24 protein-coding genes are annotated in these 22,651 nt (G+C 69.1%); 13 read left to right on the top strand and 11 right to left on the bottom strand.

Annotated elements, in window-relative coordinates; all coding sequences use genetic code 11:
- Window positions 1-2: 2 nt before the first annotated feature.
- Window positions 3-179, top strand: coding sequence for a hypothetical protein (locus QTH86_RS20645; RefSeq protein ID WP_286648017.1), 177 nt, complete (start codon window positions 3-5; stop codon window positions 177-179).
- Between the two features lie 16 nt (window positions 180-195).
- Window positions 196-876, top strand: coding sequence for a 2OG-Fe(II) oxygenase (locus tag QTH86_RS20650; RefSeq protein ID WP_286648018.1), 681 nt, complete (start codon window positions 196-198; stop codon window positions 874-876).
- Between the two features lie 140 nt (window positions 877-1,016).
- Here QTH86_RS20650 and QTH86_RS20655 read toward each other — a convergent pair whose 3' ends face one another.
- The 3 genes from QTH86_RS20655 to QTH86_RS20665 are packed head-to-tail and all read right to left on the bottom strand — an operon-like array spanning window position 1,017 to window position 1,843.
- The gene (locus QTH86_RS20655; RefSeq protein ID WP_286648019.1) at window positions 1,017-1,196 is read right to left on the bottom strand and encodes a hypothetical protein; all 180 of its coding nucleotides are present in this window, start codon (window positions 1,194-1,196) and stop codon (window positions 1,017-1,019) included.
- A gap of 12 nt (window positions 1,197-1,208) precedes the next feature.
- Window positions 1,209-1,619 carry a HEPN domain-containing protein gene (locus QTH86_RS20660; protein WP_286648020.1) on the bottom strand — a complete coding sequence of 137 codons (411 nt, stop codon included), beginning with the start codon at window positions 1,617-1,619 and terminating at the stop codon, window positions 1,209-1,211.
- Window positions 1,619-1,843 carry a hypothetical protein gene (locus tag QTH86_RS20665; protein WP_286648021.1) on the bottom strand — a complete coding sequence of 75 codons (225 nt, stop codon included), beginning with the start codon at window positions 1,841-1,843 and terminating at the stop codon, window positions 1,619-1,621. The genes QTH86_RS20660 and QTH86_RS20665 overlap by 1 nt, the downstream gene beginning before the upstream one ends.
- Before the next feature lie 105 nt (window positions 1,844-1,948).
- Here QTH86_RS20665 and QTH86_RS20670 point away from each other — a divergent pair, with 105 nt between their 5' ends.
- The 6 genes from QTH86_RS20670 (at window position 1,949) to QTH86_RS20695 (ending at window position 3,467) form a co-directional block, all read left to right on the top strand.
- Complete coding sequence (locus tag QTH86_RS20670) at window positions 1,949-2,110, top strand: hypothetical protein (protein ID WP_286648022.1); 162 nt, start codon at window positions 1,949-1,951, stop codon at window positions 2,108-2,110.
- A gap of 4 nt (window positions 2,111-2,114) precedes the next feature.
- Window positions 2,115-2,348, top strand: a complete 234-nt coding sequence (locus QTH86_RS20675) for a hypothetical protein (protein WP_286648023.1) — start codon at window positions 2,115-2,117, stop codon at window positions 2,346-2,348.
- A gap of 19 nt (window positions 2,349-2,367) precedes the next feature.
- Window positions 2,368-2,565 carry a hypothetical protein gene (locus QTH86_RS20680; protein ID WP_286648024.1) on the top strand — a complete coding sequence of 66 codons (198 nt, stop codon included), beginning with the start codon at window positions 2,368-2,370 and terminating at the stop codon, window positions 2,563-2,565.
- A gap of 2 nt (window positions 2,566-2,567) precedes the next feature.
- Window positions 2,568-2,831, top strand: a complete 264-nt coding sequence (locus QTH86_RS20685) for a hypothetical protein (RefSeq protein ID WP_286648025.1) — start codon at window positions 2,568-2,570, stop codon at window positions 2,829-2,831.
- Between the two features lie 66 nt (window positions 2,832-2,897).
- Window positions 2,898-3,122, top strand: coding sequence for a hypothetical protein (locus tag QTH86_RS20690; protein ID WP_286648026.1), 225 nt, complete (start codon window positions 2,898-2,900; stop codon window positions 3,120-3,122).
- Window positions 3,123-3,218: 96 nt separating this feature from the next.
- Window positions 3,219-3,467, top strand: a complete 249-nt coding sequence (locus QTH86_RS20695) for a hypothetical protein (RefSeq protein ID WP_286648027.1) — start codon at window positions 3,219-3,221, stop codon at window positions 3,465-3,467.
- 129 nt (window positions 3,468-3,596) lie between these two features.
- Here QTH86_RS20695 and QTH86_RS20700 read toward each other — a convergent pair whose 3' ends face one another.
- Genes QTH86_RS20700 through QTH86_RS20710 form a run of 3 tightly spaced genes read right to left on the bottom strand, consistent with a single transcriptional unit; the run spans window position 3,597 to window position 7,257 of the window.
- Window positions 3,597-4,748 (bottom strand): phospholipase A, encoded by a 1,152-nt coding sequence (locus tag QTH86_RS20700; protein ID WP_286648028.1) that lies wholly within the window; start codon window positions 4,746-4,748, stop codon window positions 3,597-3,599.
- Window positions 4,745-5,176 carry a hypothetical protein gene (locus QTH86_RS20705; RefSeq protein WP_286648029.1) on the bottom strand — a complete coding sequence of 144 codons (432 nt, stop codon included), beginning with the start codon at window positions 5,174-5,176 and terminating at the stop codon, window positions 4,745-4,747. Before QTH86_RS20705 ends, QTH86_RS20700 begins: the two co-directional genes overlap by 4 nt.
- On the bottom strand, window positions 5,173-7,257 hold the full coding sequence (locus tag QTH86_RS20710; RefSeq protein WP_286648030.1) for an ATP-dependent helicase: 2,085 nt from the start codon (window positions 7,255-7,257) through the stop codon (window positions 5,173-5,175). The genes QTH86_RS20705 and QTH86_RS20710 overlap by 4 nt, the downstream gene beginning before the upstream one ends.
- Window positions 7,258-7,389: 132 nt before the next feature.
- Here QTH86_RS20710 and QTH86_RS20715 point away from each other — a divergent pair, with 132 nt between their 5' ends.
- The 3 genes from QTH86_RS20715 to QTH86_RS20725 all read left to right on the top strand — a co-directional run bounded on the left by QTH86_RS20715 (window position 7,390) and on the right by QTH86_RS20725 (window position 11,897).
- Window positions 7,390-8,346 (top strand): AEC family transporter, encoded by a 957-nt coding sequence (locus tag QTH86_RS20715; protein WP_286648031.1) that lies wholly within the window; start codon window positions 7,390-7,392, stop codon window positions 8,344-8,346.
- A 324-nt stretch (window positions 8,347-8,670) separates the two neighbouring features.
- Window positions 8,671-10,698, top strand: coding sequence for a serine/threonine-protein kinase (locus QTH86_RS20720; RefSeq protein WP_286648032.1), 2,028 nt, complete (start codon window positions 8,671-8,673; stop codon window positions 10,696-10,698).
- Complete coding sequence (locus QTH86_RS20725) at window positions 10,695-11,897, top strand: OmpA family protein (protein WP_286649394.1); 1,203 nt, start codon at window positions 10,695-10,697, stop codon at window positions 11,895-11,897. The genes QTH86_RS20720 and QTH86_RS20725 overlap by 4 nt, the downstream gene beginning before the upstream one ends.
- A gap of 27 nt (window positions 11,898-11,924) precedes the next feature.
- Here QTH86_RS20725 and priA read toward each other — a convergent pair whose 3' ends face one another.
- Both priA and hemE read right to left on the bottom strand, forming a co-directional pair.
- Window positions 11,925-14,075 (bottom strand): replication restart helicase PriA, encoded by a 2,151-nt coding sequence (gene priA / locus QTH86_RS20730; RefSeq protein ID WP_286648034.1) that lies wholly within the window; start codon window positions 14,073-14,075, stop codon window positions 11,925-11,927.
- 339 nt (window positions 14,076-14,414) lie between these two features.
- Entirely contained in the window at window positions 14,415-15,518 is a 1,104-nt protein-coding gene (hemE, locus tag QTH86_RS20735; RefSeq protein WP_286648035.1) for a uroporphyrinogen decarboxylase, read from the bottom strand.
- A 225-nt stretch (window positions 15,519-15,743) separates the two neighbouring features.
- Here hemE and QTH86_RS20740 point away from each other — a divergent pair, with 225 nt between their 5' ends.
- A complete protein-coding gene (locus tag QTH86_RS20740) occupies window positions 15,744-17,393 on the top strand; it encodes an ankyrin repeat domain-containing protein (RefSeq protein ID WP_286648036.1) in 1,650 nt (549 codons plus the stop codon).
- Between the two features lie 7 nt (window positions 17,394-17,400).
- Here the strand turns inward: QTH86_RS20740 and QTH86_RS20745 are convergent, their stop codons facing one another.
- From QTH86_RS20745 to QTH86_RS20755, 3 genes are all read right to left on the bottom strand, one after another.
- The gene (locus QTH86_RS20745) at window positions 17,401-18,093 is read right to left on the bottom strand and encodes a thioredoxin family protein (protein ID WP_286648037.1); all 693 of its coding nucleotides are present in this window, start codon (window positions 18,091-18,093) and stop codon (window positions 17,401-17,403) included.
- A gap of 111 nt (window positions 18,094-18,204) precedes the next feature.
- Window positions 18,205-20,382 (bottom strand): protein-disulfide reductase DsbD family protein, encoded by a 2,178-nt coding sequence (locus tag QTH86_RS20750; RefSeq protein WP_286648038.1) that lies wholly within the window; start codon window positions 20,380-20,382, stop codon window positions 18,205-18,207.
- Window positions 20,383-20,428: 46 nt separating this feature from the next.
- Window positions 20,429-21,178 carry an alanyl-tRNA editing protein gene (locus QTH86_RS20755; protein WP_286648039.1) on the bottom strand — a complete coding sequence of 250 codons (750 nt, stop codon included), beginning with the start codon at window positions 21,176-21,178 and terminating at the stop codon, window positions 20,429-20,431.
- 126 nt (window positions 21,179-21,304) lie between these two features.
- Here QTH86_RS20755 and QTH86_RS20760 point away from each other — a divergent pair, with 126 nt between their 5' ends.
- Window positions 21,305-22,648: a PQQ-dependent sugar dehydrogenase gene (locus tag QTH86_RS20760; RefSeq protein ID WP_286648040.1), complete on the top strand. Its 1,344-nt coding sequence runs from the start codon at window positions 21,305-21,307 to the stop codon at window positions 22,646-22,648.
- The last annotated feature ends 3 nt before the right edge of the window (window positions 22,649-22,651 follow it).

Below are 22,651 nucleotides of genomic sequence, written 5' to 3' on the forward strand. Positions count from 1 at the left end.
TTATGAAATCGTCGACTGACAAGAAACTTGAGAAATCCGAAAGAACGAAGGATCTTCCGGCGCCTCAGAACAAGCAGACCGCACCTGCATGGCAGGCGGTGTTCAGCAAGCGTCTGCCGCATCGCATTGGCGAGCCACTCTCGAGTAGCGGCGGTGGCGACGGCTGTGGCGGCGGCTGACTGATCAGCCGCACACATGGGCGTTACTTCCCAGGAACTCTCTGGCGCCGTGACGGCGCCGGAGAAGCGCATCTGCGATGTTGGCGGGGCCTTCGCCTGTGCCAACGTCTCGGTGCGCATCTACGATGACTTGGTTCCCCACGGGCTCTTTAGCCGGCTTGTAGGGCTACTTGCCTGGGTGCCGATGTATTGTCTCAAGCGGACGGAGCGCGATGCCGCAGCCCATCCCCTGGATCTCTATTGGTATTACCCGGTACTTACGGTCAACGATCGTTACATCGACGACGCCGAGCCCAGCCTCGAAGAACTACCTGAGAACATGTTTCCGGTGCGCGAATTGTGGGGCGTCGTGCGCGGACTTGTAGGAAGCGCTGTTCGGCTCTACGAGATCGAATACACGGCCAATGCGTTCGGTACCGAGGGGCACCCTCACTACGACTCTCCTCGAGAGACGCTCCGGAGCACGCATGTGACCGCGATCGTCTACTGCAACGAAGAGTGGAGGCCTGAATGGGCGGGCGAGACGGCTGTATTCGACGATCGTCAAGATATACACCGTGCCGTCATTCCCAAGCCTGGTCGAATTTGTCTTATTTTTGGCGACCCATTGCATGCTGCAAGGGGCATCGCGCGTATTTGTCCGCATCCTCGACGCGTGCTCGTCTTCAAGATGTGGCTCTCCCCGCAGCAACAATAGATCGCCTACGAACAGCAGCTCGACGGACGCTGAATGATCGGCGAATAGGGTGCGTGAGGCACTCTGAGCGCCCAATCGTCGAATCTCACGCAAGAATGTTATGGGCCTAATCGATGCCGTCTTAGGACGGCGGATCGGCCTCATGGTTTCCTTTTGTCTTGCGCACATTGACAACGTCGGTCGATGACGCTGCCGGCAGCGATCCGCCGGTCGTGCCAGAGCTCGATCAGGCCCTGGTTCTTCAGCATGGCCAGATGCTTCTCGAGCCTGTCGCGGCAGGCCTCGTCGTCGCGCGAGTGCGAGAAGAAGAGTCGTGCCATGGTCGCTCCAGTTCAATGGTCGTCGAGTGCGCGGTCGGTGGCTTCCACCAGGCCCTTGAGAAAACGGATGGCCTTCTCGAGGTCATCCCGCTTCAGGAGGTGAGGGGCCGGGGGCGTTCCGGGGATCACCGGTCTCGAGCGGTGTACGGCGTCGCCGCGCTTGCCGAGCAGGTCGTCGAGCGTCTTGCGGGCGCTGGCGGGGTCGTGGTATAGCCACTTCCAGCCGGCCGTGACGTCAACTTCGAGGTAGTCCAGGAACAGCTTGCGTGTCTTCTCGGCCGTCGGGTTGTGGAGCCGTCGCAGTTCCTCGCCAAGCCTGCTGCTCACGAACTTGCCGAGCGGGCTGCCGTTGACCGCTTTGAGGCGTGTCGTGACGGCCTCGGTCTCGTGCAGCCTGCGCCACCGCCACGCCTCGCTCCCCATCACCTGCTCCAGTTGAATCCAGCGGCGGGAGTGTGCTCGCCGTTGAGGCGCCCCTCGACCAGGCGGCGGCCGACCAGCGGCAGGCCACCCGGGCGCCGCGGCAGGTCCTTCACGCCGAGCAGGGCGCACAGGTGCCGTGCCTGGGCGTGACGCTGGGTGAGCGGGGCGCAGAGCTCGTCGATCTCAGCCGTCGACAGGAAGGCGGTGCTGACGACGGCCGTCACGGCGCTACCTGCCCGGCGGTGTCGGCCATGCTGCGCGCCTTTCCTACATCCCGACCTGGTGCATGCGCAGTACGGTATTCAGACACACCACCCCGAAGGAATGCCATGAACGATCTGATTCGACCAACTTCGAAGCCTGCGCTGGTGACTGATCCCAACGCCCGAAAGGACGCCGAAGAGCCGGAGCTCGACGACGGCAAACCAGGCGAGGACGAGAACGCCGCCGGCTTCCTCAAGAACGCGATCGACAAGCCGGCCAAGGAGTAGCGCGATGCGACTCTCTCACCTGGCGCTGACCGTGATGGAAGACCCGGATCATGAGGGCGCGTACCACTGGCTACTGCTCGAAGCGCACGGTGATGACGGCGTGCGGGAGCACTCGGCATCCGAAGAAGACTTCCCGTCAGCTGCGGAGGCATTCGAGGCCGGCGCGGTGCGCTGGGAACTGTACATGCGGCAGGAGGACGAAGACGCCGACCCGGTAGGCGACAACGTAAACCCATAGCGGAGAAAGGAAGAGCAACATGCCCACCCCGGACAAACTGAAAGAAGCCTTCGAAGCCTGGCACCGCGCCGTCGACGAACACATCGACATGATGCGTAGCGTTACCGCTGGCCAGCCCATTGACGCCGAGGCGATGACGCAGAAGGTCGGCGAGATCGACACCCTGCATGCCACTTGGATGGAAATGGTCATGCGGCGTGATGAAAGGGCCGTCTGACCATGGCCACGGCCTTCGGCACCCCGTTGGATTCGATGGAGGAGTTTCACCGCAGCGGCTTGACGTTCGTCTGCAGCGCCGAGCAACTTCCAGACGGCCTCTATCACCCCGTGGTGAGGTATCGATGTCCGCCGAGTGACGCACTTCGCACGCTGTCGTTCGAACGTGGCAGGTACTGCAGCCCATCGGAGGCGATTCTGGCTGCGAAAGAGCGCGCTGTGGCATGGGTGATTGAACTGGAAGCCGCAGGCCATAACTCTGTCTGAGCGAAATTGACCCCGCTGGGCCCCCTGCACGGCTGTGGACCTGAAGCTTCTAAAAGGAAAAATCCCATGAGAGCCAAGACACATCGCGGTCGTTTTTACGATGCTAGTTCCAAGGTCGAATCGCCAGACGTGTACCGCGGCGTTTTCGATATCGACAGCTCCAGCCCGGAGGTTTCGGATGGAGTGATCAACGAAGTGACGGCCGACACCTATCCGACGCGGGAGGCCGCCGAGGAAGCCGCTGATGCTGCAGCTGTGTGTTGGATCGACGCGGAGATTGACCGAGTCTGACGCTTGCTTCGGCGTTGTCGGGGCGAACCAGCGTTTTCCGAAGGGGGAGTGACGCGCTCTGCGTCTCGTGCTGCAGATTGGAGGAAAGGACAAACCATGGCTGGATCGAGCGCTGGTTTCATTGAAATCAACGGTTACTTCAGCACGATCAACATCGGCGGTTCCGGGGCGAAATGGACTGCCTGGGTGACTTTCGAGCGGGTGAACGACTTCACCGAAGGAAAAGTGCACGTCGCTGCCATGCGGCACAAGGTGCCAGGCGAGTTCAAGTCGCACGCCGACGCCTTGGACGCGGCCTACGAGTACGCGCGCTCGTGCACCGAGGCTGGCGAGGTTGGCCTGTAGCGCCACGGGTTGATCCTCAGAATCGACACGGCCCGCTCGCAGGGATCCGGGGCAATCATCACCCCGCCCGCCCGTGCGCGATCTGCATCGCGAAGATGCACCAGACGGCGCCGGTGGTGACTGCCGATATCAGAAGTCCACCAGGCTCAACCCGATGCTCAGCACCGTGCGCTTGCGGTTGTAGTCGATCAGCGTGTCACCGTAACCATAGAAGAGTTGCGTGTGGAAGCGCAGATTGCTCGTGACCGGGTCGCCGATGGCCTTGAGCCATTCGAGGCGTACCGAGCCCTTGCCGCTGTCGCGCAGGTTGTTGCGCACGGTCACGCCGAGGGTGTTGTCGCGGTTGTAGTTCCAACGGCCCGCGACTTCGGCGCGTCCGATGTAGTTGGCGATGTCCGGGTTGTCATCGTCCTCGGCGCTTTCCTTCCAACGCTGCCAGACACGCGCGGTGACCTGGAAGCGGTCGTCCAGTTCGGCGCCGGCCATCAGGTAGGTGCGGTTCCAGCTGCGCGACAAGGGCAGGGCCTGTCCGTTGGACTGGTGGACGATGCCGATGCCCGCGTAGCGCCAGCGCCAGCCGCCGGGCAGCTTGAAGTCCGTCGGGTAGACGTACATCAGCTCCGGCTCGTGGTCGGTGGTGCGGAAGGGGCGGGAGAGGTCGCCGTTGAACAGCTGCCACGTCGACTGCTGGGTGTAGCCGAACCAGAGCGAATCCTTCTTCTGCGGGTCGCTCTGCGTCAGCATGCCCTGCGCGATCTTCGTGCGCACCGACAGGCCGATGCGCATCTCGTTGGCCTGGTAGTCGGTCGCCACGCCGTCGTGTCCGGCGGCGGGCGAGGTGGGGGTGTCGGGTTTGTGCGTGGCCGCCGAGGCGCCGACGAACAGGGGTCGGTAACCGCGGAAGCCGAAGGTGCCGCAGTCGGTGCCGTTCTCGAGTTCCCAGAAACGGGAGAGCGTCGAATACTGGCGGTCGCGGCAGCCTTGCTCGGTGGCGACGGCGACCACGCGGGTCGCTGGCATGGCGGCATCGACCGGCGGCGCCGGCGTGGTGGCAAGCACCGGCGGCGCGCTGGGGATGACGGCCGCAGGCAGCGACTGCTGCTGCGACCACCGGTCGAAGCACGCCAGGCGCGCCTCGTTGTTGCCGGCCAGCTTCTGGCATTGCTGCCAAGTGAGATCGGAAGTGGCCAGCGGGCTCGCGGGCTTGTCGGCCGGCTGCGCCTGCGCGCAGACGCCGAGCGCGGCGAGCAAGGCCGCAAGGATCGTGCGGTGCAAAGTCATGGTCCGGTCTTTCGAAGAACGAAGGGTTGGGTGCGGTCGTCGCCCGAGTTTCGCCACGTGCCTCGGAACTCGCGGCCACACGAGCCGGGCTGCAGTTCACCGGCCCACACGGCGCTGATGCTCAGGCCGTCTTGGGACTCGTCGAGGATGAGAAAACCCGCGTCGTCGATGTCGCCCGAGAGCTGGGCGCTTCGGCCGTCGCGAACGATGGTGCCACGCACGCTGCCCGGGTACTCGGGATGTTGGCTCATTCGCACGTCAGCCAGCGCCGGAAGATCGCCGAAGCGCGCCTCCCAGCGGCCGTACAGCGCTTCGACAGGCAGGTCGGTGGCGTCCGTCGCGCACGCCGTGGCCGGCTCGGCGGACACGGCCACCGCAGGCAGGGCGCCGCACAGCAGCAGCGCAAGCAGCCAGGGCCGCGCGCTCATGTGTCGGCCGCGCCGGCGGCGGCCGCCGCCGCTGCGCCGTCCTGCACCTTCCGTGCGAACTCCGCGCGCAGCGCCTTGAGTTTCTCGCGCGGGTCTTCTCGGGTCGTCTTCTTGTCCAGCGCCATCTCGGCGATGAAGCGGCTGGGCTGGGCGGCGATCATCTCGCGGCCCTTCTTGCGGCGCTTGGTCCAGCTCACGGCCAGGCTGCGTTGCGCGCGCGTGATGCCCACGTACATCAGGCGGCGCTCTTCCTGCAGGCGCGTGAGCGTGTCGTCGCTCACCTTCTGCTGGCGGCCGTCGTCGTCGTCGAGCTTGAAGGGCAGCAGGCCTTCGTTCACGCCGACCAGCATCACGTGTGGCCACTCGAGGCCCTTCGATGCATGCAGCGTGGACAGCGTCACGACGTTCTGGTCCTGCTCGCGCTCGCTGATGGTCGACAGCAGCGAGATGGTCTGTGCGACTTCGAGCAGGTTCTTGCGCTCGCTCTCGACGTTGGCGCCCGAGGCGTCGTCGATCTCGCCGCCACAGCGTGCGGCCATCCAGTCGCAGAACTCCAGCACGTTGGTCCAGCGGCTGGCCGCGGCCTGCTCGCTGTCCTCGCCGTCGTACAGGTGCTTCTCGTAGTCGATTTCCTTGAGCCACTCGGCCAGGAAGGCGCGCGCGGCCTCGGCGCCGACCGTCTGCTTGGCGCGGTACTGCAGGTCGTTGATGTAGCGGCCGAACTCGTGCAGGCCTTCGAGCGTGCGCTTGGGCATCACGGCGGGCAGCGACGCACTGAAGAGTGCTTCGAACAGGCTCAGCTTGTACTGGCTCGCGAAGGTGCCCAGCGCGGCCAGCGTGGTGTGGCCGATGCCGCGCTTGGGCGTGGTCACGGCGCGCAGGAAGGCCGGGTCGTCGTCGTTGTTGGTCCACAGGCGAAACCAGCCGCACAGGTCTTTGATCTCGGCGCGGTCGAAGAAGCTCTGGCCGCCCGAGACCTTGTACGGGATCTGCGCCTTGCGCAGCGCCTGTTCGAACACGCGCGCCATGTGGTTGGCGCGGTAGAGGATCGCGAAGTCGCGGAACTCCTTGTGCGGCGAGTCCTGCCGCAGGCTCTGGATGCGCGCGACGGCGCGCTCGGCCTCGTGCGCCTCGTTGTCGGCGTCGACGATGCGCACCGGCTCGCCTTCGCCCAGTTCGCTGAACAGCGTCTTCGGGAACAGCTTCGGGTTGGGGCCGATCACGTTGTTGGCCGCGCGCAGGATGGCGCTGGTCGAGCGGTAGTTCTGCTCCAGCTTGATGACCTGCAACGACGGGTAGTCGACCGGCAGCTTCTTGAGGTTGTCGAGCGTGGCGCCGCGCCAGCCGTAGATCGACTGGTCGTCGTCGCCCACCGCGGTGAAATGGCCGCGCGTGCCGACCAGCGCCTTGAGCACCTCGTACTGCGTGGCGTTGGTGTCCTGGTACTCGTCGACCAGCACGTGGCCGAGCGCGGCCTGCCACTTGGCGCGCACCTCGTCGTGCTCGCGCAAGAGCTTGAGCGGCATGCCGATCAAGTCGTCGAAATCTACGCTCTGGTAGGCCGTCAGACGCTCTTCGTAGCGCGCCATGATCTGCGCCGTGATGCGTTCGTTGTCGTCGGCTGCGGCGGCTTCGGCCTGGGCCGCGTTGAGCCCCATGTTCTTCCACTTGCTGATGGTCCACTGCCAGATGCGCGCCGTCGCCGCGTCGGTGGTGCCGCCCGCGTCCTTCAGGATCTTCGTCACGTCGTCGCTGTCGAGGATGCTGAAGGCCGGCTTCAGGCCGAGCACGGCGCCGTCTTCCCGCATCATGCGCACGCCCAGCGCATGGAAGGTGCACACCACCACGTGCTTGGCGTCGCGGCCGATCAGCCCCTTGGCACGCTCGCGCATTTCGGCGGCGGCCTTGTTCGTGAAGGTGATGGCGGCGATGCGCTTGGGCGCCATGCCGGCCTGGATCAGCCGCGCGATCTTGTGCGTGATCACGCGCGTCTTGCCCGAGCCCGCGCCGGCGAGCACGAGGCACGGGCCGTGCAGGTAATTCACGGCGTCCTGCTGGGCGATGTTCAGACCGGAAGACATTCGGTGATCGGGGTGGCGCAGACGCGGCGCACAAGAAGCGGGGGAGGGCGCGGGGTGGGAGACGGGAAGCGCGCAATGATACCGGCCGGCCTTTTGCAGCGGCCCCACCACGGTCTGGCGACAATCGCGGCCGTGCTCCAGATCTTCGCCGTCACCTTTCCCTTCTTCGCGCTCATCGCGGCCGGCTATCTGGCGGCGCGCCGGCGCATCCTGCCGATCGACGCGATTCCCGGGCTCAACGTCTTCGTCCTGTACTTCGCGCTGCCGTGCATGCTCTACCGCTTCGGCGCGCGCACGCCGATCGACAAGCTGCTCGACGGCAGCGTGGCGCTGGTCTGGGGCGTCGGCGCGTTGCTCGTGGTGGCGCTGACGCTGTGGGCCACGCGGCGCGGCCGCATCGGCTGGAACGACGGCGCCTTCGGTGCGTTGGTCGCGGCCTTCCCCAACACCGGCTTCATGGGGGTGCCGCTGCTCGCGACGCTGCTGGGCAGCCAGGCTGTGGCGCCCGCGATCATCAGCATGATCCTCGACATGGTCGTGACCTCGTCGCTGTGCATCGCGCTCTCGCGGCTCGATGCGGCGGGGGAGTCCGGCGCGCGGCATGCGCTGGGCCAGGCCTTTCGCGGCATGGTGATCAACCCGCTGCCGTGGTCGATTCTTTTCGGCGCGTTGGCCTCCGCGCTGCAGTTCACCCTGCCGGGGCCGCTCGATGTCACGGTCGGCCTGCTGGCGGATGCCGCGTCACCGGCCGCGCTGTTCACGATCGGCGCGGTGCTGGCGCGGTCGGCCCTGCTGTCGAAGGGGCGACGCGCTCCTGCGGGCGACGTGCTGCCGATCGTGGCCGCCAAGCTGCTGCTGCATCCGCTGCTGGTCTATGCGCTGGGGCGCGCCGCGATCGCGCTGGGGCTGCCGCTGACCGACGCCGCGCTGACGGTGATCGTGCTGGTGGCGGCGCTGCCGAGCGCCAGCAATGTGTCGATGCTGGCCGAGCGCTTCGGTGCCGACAGCGGGCGCATCGCGCGCATCATCCTCTGGACGACCGTGGCGGCCTTCGTGACCTTTCCGCTGGCCGTGCGCTGGCTGGTCTGAACGGCCGCGCATCGCGCTGGCTTCGACGGTCCGATCGCGCGACAAGGTCGTGAAAGCGGAAAGACATCACGCAATGCCGTGTCGTGTGAGGCGCTCTTCCATGAAGAGGCCGATGAATGGCGCCAAGCGTGAACTAGTTTGAGTGCTTTGGTACTCAGTCGCTGCTAGAGTCGCCCGCAAAACAGGGGGTCACATGACAGCGACGCAAGTTCGCATCGACGGATGCCGGGCGTTCGGCAGGCACGCGTGCCGGCCGGAGCCGCTCGGCCGCACCGCTATCGGCCGGCGCACGCCCGCCTGGCCCGCAACGCAGCGGCGGGCCACATGAAGCGCGTGGCACGTGCACCGAGCCCGCCGGGCGTCACGCCGGCCGCCGCCGGCGCGCCCCGATGGATCGATCCGCCCACGGTGCTGGGCAACATGGTCGATCTGCCGAGCACCGCACCATCGACGACCCACGACGGGCCGATGCTCGGCAGCTTGCACGTCCTGCCTGAAGGTGCACGACTGCTTGACTACGAGATCGTCGGTCTGATCGGGGAAGGCGGTTTCGGTATCGTCTACCTCGCCTACGACGCCTCGCTCGAGCGCCACGTGGCCATCAAGGAGTACCTGCCCGCGGTGCTCGCCTCGCGCGCCAGCTCGCGGGCCGTGATGGTGAAGTCGGAGCGCCATGCCGACGCGTTTCGCACCGGCCTGCGCAGCTTCGTCAACGAGGCCCGGTTGCTGGCGCGCTTCGACCACCCGTCGCTGGTCAAGGTGCTGCGCTTCTGGGAAGGCAACGGCACCGCCTACATGGTCATGCCTTTCTACGAGGGGCCGACACTCGCCCATGCGCTCCAGAGCCTCGGCCGTGCACCGACCGAACAGGAACTGCTCGGCTGGCTGCGACCACTGCTGCATGCGCTGAGCACCTTGCATGCGGTGCGCTGCTATCACCGCGACATCGCGCCGGACAACATCCTGCTGACGCCGACCGGCCCGCTGCTGCTGGACTTCGGCGCTGCGCGTCGCGTCGTCGGACAGTCGGTGGCGACGCCGACGGTGGTGATCAAACCGGGCTATGCGCCGATCGAGCAGTACGGCGAGGCGCCGACGCTCAAGCAGGGACCGTGGACCGACGTCTATGCGCTCGCTGGCGTCGTCTACGCCGCCATTGCCGGTCAGCCGCCGGTGCCTGCCGTCGAGCGCTGGATCGACGACCACCTGACGCCGTTGTCCCAGATCGCGCGCGGCCAATACAGCGAGCACTTCCTGGCGGCCGTCGATTCGGCGCTGGCCTTGCGGCCGGGGGATCGTCCTGAGAGTGCCGCCGCGTTCTGGGCGCAGCTCAGCGGCCCGGCCGGCAAGGCGATGCCGCTGGCTGGGGCCGCCCCGGCAGCGTTCGCCCTGCCGCCCGACGTCGACATGTCCGAGGCTGCGCAACAGGGCGCCGCCGAGGGCGACCCCGCGGTGGTGGTCGCCTCTTCGGTCGTCTTCGCTTCCCCGACCGACGCTGAAGCCGAAGTCTGGGGCGAGACCGAACTCCTGCCGTACGAAGGCCTCGAGGCGACACCCGCGCGTGACGTGGACCTGCTCTCCAAGCTCGCGCCCGTCCATGACGCAGCACCTGCGCCGGACGCGACCCTCGACGTGCCGCCCGACCCGCCGCTCTCGCTTCACACCGGCGCGGTCGCCGACCTGCCGGAAGCGCGCACGGAGGAGGGCATCGCGCCGGCGGTGCCACCGCCGCTGCCGCCGTCCGTGCCGTCATGGGCAGCGCCGCCGTCCCTGGGCACGGTGGCACAGCCCTGGGAGACGCGCAGGCGGCGGTGGCGCTATGTGCTGCTCGCCCTGCTCCTTGCGGCGCTTCTGGCGGGTGGCTGGGCCTTCAATGCCCTGCGCTCCGGCTCGATACCGCCCGTGACCGCACCGCCACCGGCCGTGCTGCCGCCGCCGCGCGAGGCCCTGCCAAAGCCGGCGCCCGCGGCCGTACCGTCCTCAACGCCGCGCGCCGCACCCGAAGCGCCCAAAGTGGGCGCCGCCCCTGCTGCTGTCGCAGCGACGCCTCCTGTGGCACTGCCACCGCCACCGCCGCAGTCGCCGCCGATCACAGCCAAGCCCGCAGCGAATCCGGCGCCCGCCGCCGACGTGCCGCGGACCGCCGCCGTGCCGAAGGCGCCGCTTGCGCCGCCCAGACCGACCGCCGCCGTGCCTGTCCCAGTGCCCGTGCCCGCGGTGCGCGAGGTGCCCGCCCCGGTGCCGGCCGCCACGGCGGAGACGCGCCGCCGGTGTACCGACATTCTTCAGCGGGCCTCGATCGAACCGCTCCGGCCCGCGGAGCTAGCTTTTCTCAAAAGGGAGTGCCGATGATGATGACAACGATCCACCTGACAAAGCGCCGGTTCCAGGCCGCGCTGTCCTCTGCAGCCCTGCTGCTCACGCTGGCCGTCGCGGGCTGTGCGACGCCACCGGCGCCGAGTGCCACAGAACTGCCGTTCGATGAAGCGGTGCTGCAAGCGACCGATGCGCTGATGGCCCAGACCGGCGGCATGGGCGGCTTCCTCTCGAAGCGCAGCGTCGTCCTCGATCCGATGATCCAGGCCGGCACCGGGCAGCAGAACGTCGCCACGCAGACCCTGCAGCGGCGCGTCGCCGACCGCATGAGCACCAAGCATGAGGCCGTGGAGATCCTGCCGTTCCAGAAGGACAACCTGGCCAAGGCGACCTACCTGCTGACCGGCACGCTCACCCGCCGACCCGTGGGCACCGCGTCGGGGCCGTTGAAGATTCAACTGGCACTCACCGACCTGCGCAGCGGCACGGTGGCGGCTCAGTCCTCCGGTCTGGCGCGTGACCAAGGCGTCGACTACACCCCGCTGGTCTACGACCAGGACAGCCCCGTGCTGGCGCAGGACCGCGTCGTCGAAGGCTATGTGCGCACCACCGCCACGCCGGCGGGTCAGCGTGCCGACGCCTACTACCTCGAGCGGCTGGCCATCGCCCCGGTCATTACCGAGGCGGCCTCTCTGTACAACGCGGCTCGGTACCAGGAAGCGCTGGCGCAGTACAACGCCGCGGCGGCTGTACCGGCGGGCGACCAGTTGCGCGTGCTGAGCGGCATCTACCTGAGTTCGGTGAAACTCGACCGACCCGCCGACGCCGAACAGGCGTTCGCCAAGATCGTCGACTACGGCATCCGCAACAAGCAACTCGGCGTCAAGTTCCTGTTCAACCCGGGCTCGACGGTGTTCTGGTCCGACGCGAAGGTCAGCGGTCCGTACGGCATGTGGCTGCAGCAGATCGCCCGTCTCAGCACGCAGGCCGCCGTCTGCCTCGACGTGGTCGGCCACACCAGCCGCACCGGCAGCGAGCCGGTGAATGATGCCCTGTCGCTCCAGCGCGCGAACGCGATCCGCCAGAAGCTGGTGGCCGAATCGGCGGTCCTGGCCGACCGCACGCGGGCCAGCGGCAGGGGCTTCCGCGAGAACATCATCGGCAGCGGCTCCGACGATGCCGTCGATGCGCTCGACCGGCGCGTCGAGTTCAAGATCGTCGGCTGCGGCGCCTGACCGGACCCGCGCCCGCGTCTGCCGGCCTCAGATCTGCTGCGGATCGACGTCGATCAGCCAGCGGATCACGCCCTTGCCCTCGGGCGTGCGGCGCAAGCCGTGCAGCAGCGGCTGCCACTGCGCCAGCAGGCGCTGCAGCGCGGCCCGCGAGTCGCTCTCCACCAGCATCTGCGCCCGCTCGACGTTGGCCACGCGCTGGATGGCGAGCGGCACGGCCGGGTAGCGCGTTACGCGGTCTGCGCCTTCCAACGCGTCGGCTGCGACGCTTGCGGCATTCAGAAAGGCCTGCGCCGCCTCCTGGGTCTTGGCGTCGGCGCGCAGCAGCGCCTGGTAGGCAAAGGGTGGCATCGCCGCCGCGCGGCGCTCGGTCAGTTCGCCCTGGGCGAAGGCCGGATAGTCGTGGCGCCGCAGCGCGGCGAACAGCGGGTGGTCGCGATGGCTGGTCTGGATCCACATCTCGGCGGTCGCGCCCTGCGCGGCCAGGTAGGCCGCATCGCGCCCGGCCCGGCCGGCCGACTGCATCAGCAGGCTGAAGAGCCGCTCCGGCGCGCGGAAGTCGCTCGAGAACAGCGCCCCGTCGGGGTTCACCGCCGCCACCAGCGTGATCCGCCGGAAGTCGTGCCCCTTGGCGATCATCTGCGTGCCGACCAGCACGTCGACGTCGCCGGCATGCACAGCGGCCAGCTGCGATTCGAGCGCGCCCTGCTTGCGCGTGCTGTCGGCGTCGATCCGGGCGACGCGCACCGGGCTGCCGTCGGGCCGATGCACCGGCGCGAGCAGTTCGGCCAGGTGCTCCTCCAACTGTTCCGTGCCGCGGCCGACCGGCGCGATGTCCGGGTTGCCGCAGGCCGGGCAGGCCCGTGGCACGCGCTCGGCGAAGCCGCAGTGGTGGCAGCGCAGCGTGCGGTCGATCTTGTGGAAGACGCGGTAGGCGCTGCAGTGCGGGCACTCGCTCTTCCAGCCGCAGTCGCCGCAGGCCAGCACCGGCGCATAGCCGCGGCGGTTCAGAAAGACCATGCTCTGCTCGCCGCGGGCGATGCGCTGGCCGATGGCGTCGAGCAGCCCGGCCGACAGCACCGTCTTCGGCGGCTGCAGCGCCATGTCGACCAGGCGCACCGCGGGCAGGGCGCCGGCGCCGACACGGGAAGGCATCGCCAGCCGCACGTAGCGGCCGCCCGGGTCGTCGCCTTCGGCGGGGCGGCTCTGGTGCCAGCTCTCCAGCGAGGGCGTGGCGGAGCCGAGGATCACCTTGGCACCCTCGTTCCGGCCGCGCCACACCGCCAGGTCACGGGCCGAGTAGCGCGCGCCCTCCTGCTGCTTGTAGCTGGGGTCGTGCTCCTCGTCGACCACGATGAGCTGCAGCGTCGGCATCGACGCGAACACCGCCATGCGGGTGCCCAGCACGATGCGCGCCTGGCCGGCATGCGCCGCCAGCCAGCTCGCCAGGCGCTGCGGGTTGGTCATGCCGCTGTGCAGCGACACCACCGCCTCGCTGCCGAAACGGGCGCGAAAGCGCGCCTCCAGCTGCGGCGTGAGGTTGATTTCGGGCACCATCACCAGCGCCTGGGCGTCCGGCGCGCGGGCCAGCAGGCGGCCGACGGCCTGCAGGTAGACCTCGGTCTTGCCGCTGCCGGTGCTGCCGAAGAGCAGAAAGGGGCCGGCCTCGGCCTCGATGCGGCGCAGCGCCTCGGCCTGCTCCGGTGTGGCGTCGGCGGCCGGTGCGGCGGTGGCCGCCGCATCCTCGCTGCCAGTGCGCCGCCGCTTCAACCGTCGCGCCAGCTGCACGCCGCTCAGGTCGCGCAACTGGGGCGGCAGCGCGGCGAGGGCGATCTCGCCCAGCGAGCGCTGGTAGTAGCGGGCGGCGAAGGCGACCAGTTCGCGCCAGGCGCTGCCCAGCGGTGGCAGGTCGTCGAGCGCGGCAGCGACCAGTTTGAGCGCCACGGCACCCTGCTCCGACGAGCCGGCCTCCAGCGGCACGGCATCCCACACCACGCCCAGCACCTCGCGCCGCCCCAGCGGCACGCGCACCAGCGTGCCGGGCGGCAGGGCGGCTGGGGCGGTGTAGCTCAGCCGGTCGTCCAGCGCCGCATGCGCGGGCGTGTGGAGCGCGACTTCGACCCGCCAGGCGCCCGGCGTGGTGGCCGGGAAACCTTTCTCAGTTAAAGCGACTTTGAGCAAAATGCCTTAAGTTGTTGATTTGCTTGCGGTTTGCAATTCGTCCAGAGATTGTGTGGATAACTTTGTTGATATCTATGCTCCACACGCCGCCAGCCCTTGAAAATCAAGGCTCCGACTAGACTGCCCGTAAAAAAAGCAGCGGGGCGATTCGTTATGAATCAACGACTTAGCGGCGCTATCGCTTTGGGAGCGGGGGGCGTGATCCCTCGGATCATTTGGCGCACCGCAGCAAAGGTTTTGTGCATAAGTCAACCGCGCAGGGCCGTTTAGCTTGACAAATCTCGAAACGATACTTTCAGCTTACATGCGCTCGAATCGTGAAAAAGTGCAAGCGAGCGCTCATGCTCGTAACAGCCTCGACTGGGCGTGGACGGCGCTGACCAGCGCGGCCACGTGGTCCGGCGGCGTGAACTGGCTGATGCCATGCCCGAGGTTGAAAATGTGCGTCGGGCCGGGCTGGCTGCGGTCCGCGTGCGGCGTGCCGAAGCTCTGCAGCACCTTGGCCACCTCGGCCTCGATCCGGTCCGGCGGCGCGAACAGCACGTTGGGGTCGATGTTGCCCTGCAGCGCCTTGCCCTGCGCGCCTTCGCCCACCTTCGCGCGCGCGGCGCCCAGGTTGACCGTCCAGTCGAGCCCCAGCACTTCGCAGTCCAGCGCGCGCATGGCATCGAGCCACAGGCCGCCGCCCTTGGTGAAGACGATGCGCGGCACCGGCGTGCCGTCCGCGCCGTCGCGCTTGAGCTGCCCCAGCACCCGCGCCGTGTAGGCCAGGCTGAATTCCTGGAAGGCGCCGTCGGCCAGCACGCCGCCCCAGCTGTCGAACAGCATCACGGCCTGGGCGCCGGCGTCGATCTGCGCGTTCAGGTAGGCGGCCACGGCGTCGGCGTTCACCGCCAGCAGCCGATGCATCAGGTCGGGGCGGCTGTACATCAGCGACTTCACCAGCCGGTAGTCGCTCGAGCCGGCGCCTTCGACCATGTAGCAGGCCAGCGTCCACGGGCTGCCGGAAAAGCCGATCAGTGGCACGCGGCCGTTCAGCGCGCGGCGAATGGACGCGACCGCGTCGAACACGTAGCGCAGCTTGTCGAGGTCGGGCACCGCGAGCGCGGCGATGGCCGCCTCGTCGCGCACCGGGCAGGCGAATCGCGGGCCTTCGCCCGCCTCGAAAGACAGGCCGAGGCCCATGGCGTCGGGCACGGTCAGGATGTCGGAGAACAGGATGGCCGCGTCGAGCGGAAAACGCTCCAGCGGCTGCAGCGTGACCTCGGTCGCGTAGTCCACGTTGGTGGCCAGCCCCATGAAGCTCCCCGCCTTGGCACGCGTCGCGACGTACTCCGGCAGGTAGCGGCCAGCCTGGCGCATCAGCCAGACGGGGGTGTGGTCGGTCGCCTGGCGCCAGCAGGCGCGCAGGAAGGTGTCGTTTTGCAGGGGGGCGAAGGGCATCACCCGATTGTCGCAGCCGGCCCTGGCGCCGAGCCCCCTTGGCGCATTGACCACGCGGAGGCGTTGCACCTACCATCCGGGCGCGGTGCAAGCCGCGCCCGGGCCCGCGGGAAGGGTTGAACCCACTTGCTTTCACACGCTGCTGCGCTGTCGCGCGGCGCCATCCACCAGCTCCTTTGTGCAGCCGGATTTGCGGGTCGTCGGCGCTTCATGCACGGAGGTTCTGTGAAACGCATTCCCGCACGGCCCGATCTCGGGCATCTCAAGAAGCAAGCCAAAGAGTTGCTTGCCGGCCATCGACGCGGCGATCCCGCCGCGCTGGCCCGGTTCTGCCAATCGCTGCCCCTGGCCGCGGGTCAGGACATGGCGGCCATCGCCGGGCTCGGCCTGCGCCTGCACGATGCGCAATCGTGCGTGGCGCGCGAGTACGGCTTCCTGTCGTGGGTCGATCTGCACGGCTTCGTCCTGGCCCGTATCGCGCAGGCGAACGACCCGGCCCGCGCGGTGCTGCTGTGGCTGCGCGCCGCCTATGCCGGCGAGATCGCGGGCGGCAACAACCTGGCCCGGCCCGCGGTGGCCGCGCGCCTGCTCGAGGAAACCCCGGGGCTGTTGGGCGATGACCCGCACCTGGCGTGTGCCATCGGCGACGTCGACCTGCTGCGCCAGGCGATGGCGCGCGACCCGGGCTGGGTCCACCGCGCGGGTGGGCCGCTCCTGGTGCCGCCGCTCCATGCGGTGGTTCATTCCAGCCTGGTGAAGCTGCCGGCCTTTCGGGATCGCCTGCACGCTTGCGCCAAGCTGCTGCTCGAAGCTGGCGCCGATCCGAACCAAGCCATCGGTAGCCGATGGCCGCCTGCATCGCTCGCCGCACCGTCCGAGGGGGTCCGCTTGCCCGTGCTGTACGGCGCGGCGGGACTGAACCGCGATGTGGAGCTCACGCGGCTGCTGCTGGAAGCCGGGGCCGACCCGAACGACGGCGAATCGCTCTACCACTCGCTCGATGACCCCGCCTGCACGCGCCTGCTGCTGGCGGCCGGCGCCCGCGTCGGCGGCACGAACGCGCTCTACCGTGTGCTCGACTTCGACCAGCTCGCGTCGCTGCAGCTGCTGCTCGCCCATGGCGGCGATCCGAACGAAGCTGCGCCCGACGGGGTCGCGAGCGACTGGGGACGCCCGCTGCTGTGGGCCATTCGGCGACGGCGTTCGCCTGCCCACGTGGAGGCGCTGCTGGACGCGGGCGCCGATGCATCGGCGCGCACACCCGAAGGCATCGATGCCCACACCCTGGCGCTGCGCTTCGGCCTGACGGACGTCGCCGGGCTGCTCGCGCGGCGGCTCGGCAGCAATGCGCCACTGCCACCCGGCGAGCAGTTCGCAGCCGCCTGCGCGTGCGGCGACGGGCCTGCGGCCCGGCGCCTGCAGCAAGCGCATCCGCAGTTGCTTTCCAGTTTGTCGCCCGTGCAGCTGCGCCTGTTGCCCGAGCTGGCCGCGCAGCCGGGCTGCGGCGCGGCCGTGCGGCTCATGGTCGAACTCGGCTGGCCGATCACCGTGACCGGTGGCGACTGGGAGGCCTCGGCGCTGAACCAGGCCGTGTTCCGCGGCGACGCTGCGCTCACGCGCTTCCTGCTCGAACACGGGGCCACCTGGACCGAGCGGCACGGCTTCGGCGACGACGTGAGCGGCTCGCTGTCGTGGGCCTCGCTCAACCGGCCCACGGAGGACGGCGACTGGGTGGGCTGTGCCGAGGCGCTGGTCGCGAACGGCTTTCCCGACGCGCAGCCCGACCCGGGCGGCTCCGACGGCGTGATCGTCGAGGGGCGGCTCAAGTGGTTCTCCGACGAGGTGACGGAGTGCCTGCTCGCCCGCCGGCCGTGACGACTCGCTAGCTCTTGTACTTGATCGAGCAGCCGTACGGCCGCGTCGCCGCTGCGCTGACCGGCCGGCCGCCGAAGGCCTCGCCCAGCGCCTGGTTCACGTAGTTGGTGGCGGTCTTGATGTCGTCCGGCCGTGCCGACGGGATGCTGTCGATGCCGCCGGCATACACCAGCGTGCCCTTGGGATCGATGATGAAGATGTGCGGCGTGGTGCGCGCGCCGTAGGCCTGGCCGATGGTGCCGTCCTCGTCCATCAGCACGGCGGTCGGCGCGGCCGACTGCGTCTTCATCCAGCTGTCGAGCGCGGCCGGCTGCAGGTAGTCGCTGGCGGCGCGTTCCGTGGAATTGATGGCGAGCCAGACCACGCCCTTGGCCGTCGCGGCCTTCTGCGTCGCCGGCATGTTGCCGCTGCCGTAGTGCTTGCGCACGAAGGGGCAGCCGGGGTTGGTCCACTCCAGCACGACGTATTTGCCGGCGAAGTCGGAGAGCTGGTGCTGCTTGCCGCGGGTGTCCATGGCGACGAAATCGGGGGCCTTCTGGCCGACGGCGGGCGCGGCATGCGCCGGGGCGCCGATGAGCAGCGTGCTGCCCAGGGCGACCGCGGCGGCCATCACGGCACGGCGGGAGGCGCGGCTGAGGGCGGCACCGGCATCGCGGGCGGCTCGGGCCGAGCGTGAGGCGGACGATGACAGGGATGGCATGGTCTGCAGACTCCTGGAAAAAATCGAATGACGGCCGCAGCTTAGGCCGATTTCCTCACCCGCTTGTGACAAGCCGTAGTGCCGTCATGGGCATCGTCTCGGGCAGGTGTCTCAGAGCTGGGCCAGCGCCGCCTTCAGGTCGCTCTTGCTGAGAATCTCGGTCAGTACCACCGGCGCCTTGCCCGGTGCCTGCAGCACGTACACGGGGACGCCGCTGCGCCCCAGCGCGTTGATCGCGGCGGTGATGGCCGGGTCCTGCCGCGTCCAGTCGGCGCGCAGCAACGCGACCTGGCGGGCGTCGAAGTCGGCCAGCAGGTCGGCGTCGCTCAGCGTGGCCTTCTTGTTGTACTGGCAGGTCACGCACCAGGCGGCGGTGAAATCGACGAAGACCGGCCGGCCGGCCGCGTGCAGCTCGGCCACGCGTGCGGCCGACCACGACTGCCAGCGCGCGCCGCTCGCCGCCACTGCCGGCTCGGCAGGTCGCACGATGTTGCCGCCGATCGCGAGCGCCAGCGCCGCAGTGCCTGCCAGCAGCGCGCTGGCGAGGACGATGCGGGTGCGCCCGCGCAGCGTGAACGACCACACCACCGCGGCCAGGCACACCAGCAGGCCGAGCAGCGCGCCGGCACCGTCGATGCCGCTCTGCTGCCCCAGCACCCAGACCAGCCAGGCGACGGTGGCGAACATCGGGAACGCGAGCACGCGGCGCAGCGTGTCCATCCAGGCGCCCGGTCGGGGCAGCAGGTGCGCGACGGCCGGCACGAAGCCTGCCACCAGATAGGGCAGCGCCAGGCCGAAGCCCAGCACCGCGAACAGCATCAGCGCCTGGGCAGCCGGTAGGCCGATCGCGAAGCCGAGCGACGCGCCCATGAAGGGCGCGGTGCAGGGCGAGGCGATGACCACCGCCAGCACGCCGGAGAGAAAGTCGTTCGCCACCGGATGCTTCACCTGCGCGGCACAGAGCGAGCGCGGCACCAGGAAGCCGAACTCGAACATGCCGGCCAGGTTCAGGCCGATGAGCGTGAACAGCGCCGCCAGCACCGCGACCACCACCGGCGATTGCAGCTGGAAGCCCCAGCCCAATTGCTCGCCGGCCGCGCGCAGTGCCAGCATGGCCGCGCCCAGCGCGAGGAAGGTCACCATCACGCCGGCCGTGTAGGCCAGGCCGGCGCTGCGGTGGCCGCGCCGGTCGCTCGCGTGGTTGGCGAAGCCCAGCACCTTGATCGCCAGCACCGGGAACACGCAGGGCATGAGGTTCAGCAGGAGTCCGCCCAACAGCGCGCCAAGCAAGGCCATCGCGAAGCTGCCCGCCGGTTGCGGCAGCGACACCGCCGTGTTCGCTTCGAGCGCCGCCTGCAGCGCCGGCGACACTTGCGCGGCCGCGGCGGTCGCCGGCCAGGTGCCGCTGACAGGCGCCTCGGCGCGCCAGGCAATCGGGGCGCCGTCACGGCGGTCGGCCTCGGCCAGTGCGAGCACCACCGGCATGGTGGTCGGGCTGGCGCTGCGCTGCTCGGCCAGCGGGATCGTCGCCGTCCAGCTGTCGCCTTGCCAGGCCTGGGTCCAGTCCTTGCCGGAGACGGCGGCGGTGCGGATCACCTCCGCGGTCTCGGGGAAGAACTCGAGCGTCTTGCCGCGTGCCGCCGGCGGCAGGCCGTCGACGCGCACGTTCAGCACCTGGTCGGCCACCGCGATGGTGCCCGGCTGCGCGAGCGGCGCCGGCTGCGCCGCGAGGGCCGCGTCGAAGTCGGCCTTGTGCAGCGCGGTCGAACCTTGCGCCGGCAAGGTCAGCGCGAACTCGCCGTCCTCGGGAATGCATTCCTTGCGGCAGACCAGCCACGAGGCCTTCAGCCGGATGTCGATGCCGCCCGCGCCCACCAGGGCGGGCGCCGGCTTGAAGTCGGGCGCGACCGTGACCGGCACCGGCAGCAGCACGGTGTGCTCGTAGCCGTAGTTCGCCAGATTGCCGATCGGGATCTTCTTGGGCACCGGCCAGGCGATATCGCCGGCGGCCAGCCCGGCGGGCAGGGTCCACGTCAGCTCGGTGGGCAGGCCGGAGTCGCCGGCGTTCTTCCAATAGGTGTGCCACTCGGGCTGGTGCGTGATCTGCAGGCCGACCCAGACGGGGGCGCCAGGCGCCACACCGTCCGGCGCATGCGCGATCAGTTCGGCCCGCACATGCGGCGTGGTGACGACCGGCGAGGCTTTGGGCGGCAGCTGCGCGACGGCTGGCAGCACGGCCGCCAGGGCGAGCGCGGCGACGGAGAGTCTGGAGAGGAGGGTGCGAAGCATGCCGGGAGTCGGAGCGGGAGTCGGTGGGAAGGTTCCTGACGGCGGCTCAGGCCGCCCAGCCCAGCACCACCCTGCGGCTGTTGGCACTCTTTTTTTCGATCTTGGTGACGACCACCGCGCCGATCTCCGCTGTGTTCGCCACGTGCGTGCCCCCGCAGGGCTGGAAGTCGATCTGCGCCTCGGCCTCGCCGCCGATGCGGATCGTGCGCACCGTGCCCGTGCCGCGCGGCGGCTGCACGCTCATGCTCTTGACCAGCGACGGGTTGGCGTCGAGTTCGGCGTCGGTGATGGCCCCGACCGCCAGCGGATGCGCCGCGCCGACCAGCCGCGCCAGACCGGCCGTGAGCGCGTCCTTGTCCAGCGGGTCGGTCATGTGGAAGTCGAGCCGCGCGTAGTCCGGCGTGATCGAGCAGCCGTTGACCGGCTGGGCCACCAGGTGGCACAGCAGGTGCGTGGCGGTGTGGAAGCGCATCAGCCGGTGCCGGCGCTCCCAGTCGATGCGGGCCGTCACGGCGTCGCCCGGCGACAGCGTGGCCAGCAGCGTTTCCTGGCCGGGCGCCGGCACGTGGAGGATCTCGTCGGTCGGCCGGCCCTCGGCGTCCTTGGCCTTGCGCGTGTCGGCGATCGCCAGTGTGCGGCCATCGGCCAGCGCCAGCGTGCCCGTGTCGCCGGCCTGCCCGCCACCCAGCGGGTAGAACACCGTGCGGTCGAGCACGATGCCTGCCTCGTCGAGGCGCACGATGCGCGATTCGCAGGTGCGCAGGTAGGCGTCGGCGCGGAACAGGTCGTCGGTCATGCCGCCGATGGTAGCGGCGCCTCGGTTTTCGAGCCGGACCACGCCCGAAAGCGCCCACAGCCGACAGTCGGTGGAAAGACTGTCGCCCAACATCCGTGCCAACGAATCGCACCCCAAGGAGACCTCATGAACCGCTGGACCCGCCTCTGCCTGATCCCCGTGGCCGCCGCCGCCATCGTCGCCTGCGGCGAGACGGCGCGCCTGCCCTTCGAGGCCGGCGTCGGCCCGACACCGCAGCTGCCCGCGCCCAACAAGACCTTCATTCCCACGGTGAAGGTGTCCGAGGCCGTCGGCTGGACCGAAACGGCTGGCCCCAGCGCGCCGGCCGGCTTCAAGGTTACGGCGCTGGCCCGCCAGCTCGACCACCCGCGCTGGGTCTACACCCTGCCCAACGGCGACGTGCTGGTGGCCGAGAGCAACAAACCGCCCAAGGAGCCGGGCGCGCCCGAAGCCAAGAAGGGCCCGATCGGCATGATCAAGGACTTCGTGCAGGGCAAGGTCATGAAGCGCGCCGGCGCCGAGGTGCCCAGCGCCAACCGCATCACGCTGCTGCGCGACACCGATGGCGACGGCGTGGCCGAGACGCGCAACGTCTTCATCCAGGGCCTGCAGTCGCCCTTTGGCATGGTGCTGGTCGGCAACGAACTGTTCATCGCCAACGCCAATGCGCTGGTGAAGGTGCCGTACACCGAGGGCCAGACGGCCGCCGCGGGCGCGCCGGTGAAGGTGACCGATCTGCCCGCCGGCATCAACCACCACTGGACCAAGAACGTCATTGCGAGCGAGGACGGCAGCAAGCTCTACGTGACGGTCGGCTCCAACAGCAACGTCGGCGAGAACGGCCTGGAGGCCGAAGAGGGCCGTGCCGCCATCTGGGAGGTCGACACCAAGAGCGGCGAGAAGCGCCTGTTCGCGAGCGGCCTGCGCAACCCGAACGGCATGGGCTGGGAGCCCGACACCAAGACGCTGTGGACCGTGGTGAACGAGCGCGACGAGATCGGCAGCGACCTGGTGCCCGACTACCTGACCTCGGTGAAGGACGGCGCCTTCTACGGCTGGCCGTGGAGCTACTTCGGCGGCAACGTCGACATCCGCGTGCAGCCGCAGCAGCCCGACAAGGTGGCCAAGGCCATCGCACCGGACTACGCGCTTGGCACGCACGTCGCACCGCTGGGCCTGGCCTTCTCGAGCCCGCGCGGCATGCCGGCGGAATACGCGACCGGCGCCTTCGTCGGCGAGCACGGCTCGTGGAACCGCCAACCACAGTCGGGCTACAAGGTCGTCTTCGTGCCCTTCATCGGCGGCAAGCCGACAGGGCAGCCGAAGGACTTCCTCACCGGCTTCCTGAACGCCGAGGGCGAGGCGCAGGGCCGGCCGGTCGGCGTGGCGCTCGACAAGGCCGGCGCACTGCTGGTGGCCGACGACGTCGGCAACACCGTCTGGCGGGTGGCGAAGGCACCGGGCAGCTGATCG

The sequence above is a fragment of the Variovorax sp. J2L1-78 genome (genome assembly GCF_030317205.1).
Lineage (GTDB): Bacteria > Pseudomonadota > Gammaproteobacteria > Burkholderiales > Burkholderiaceae_C > Variovorax > Variovorax arabinosiphilus.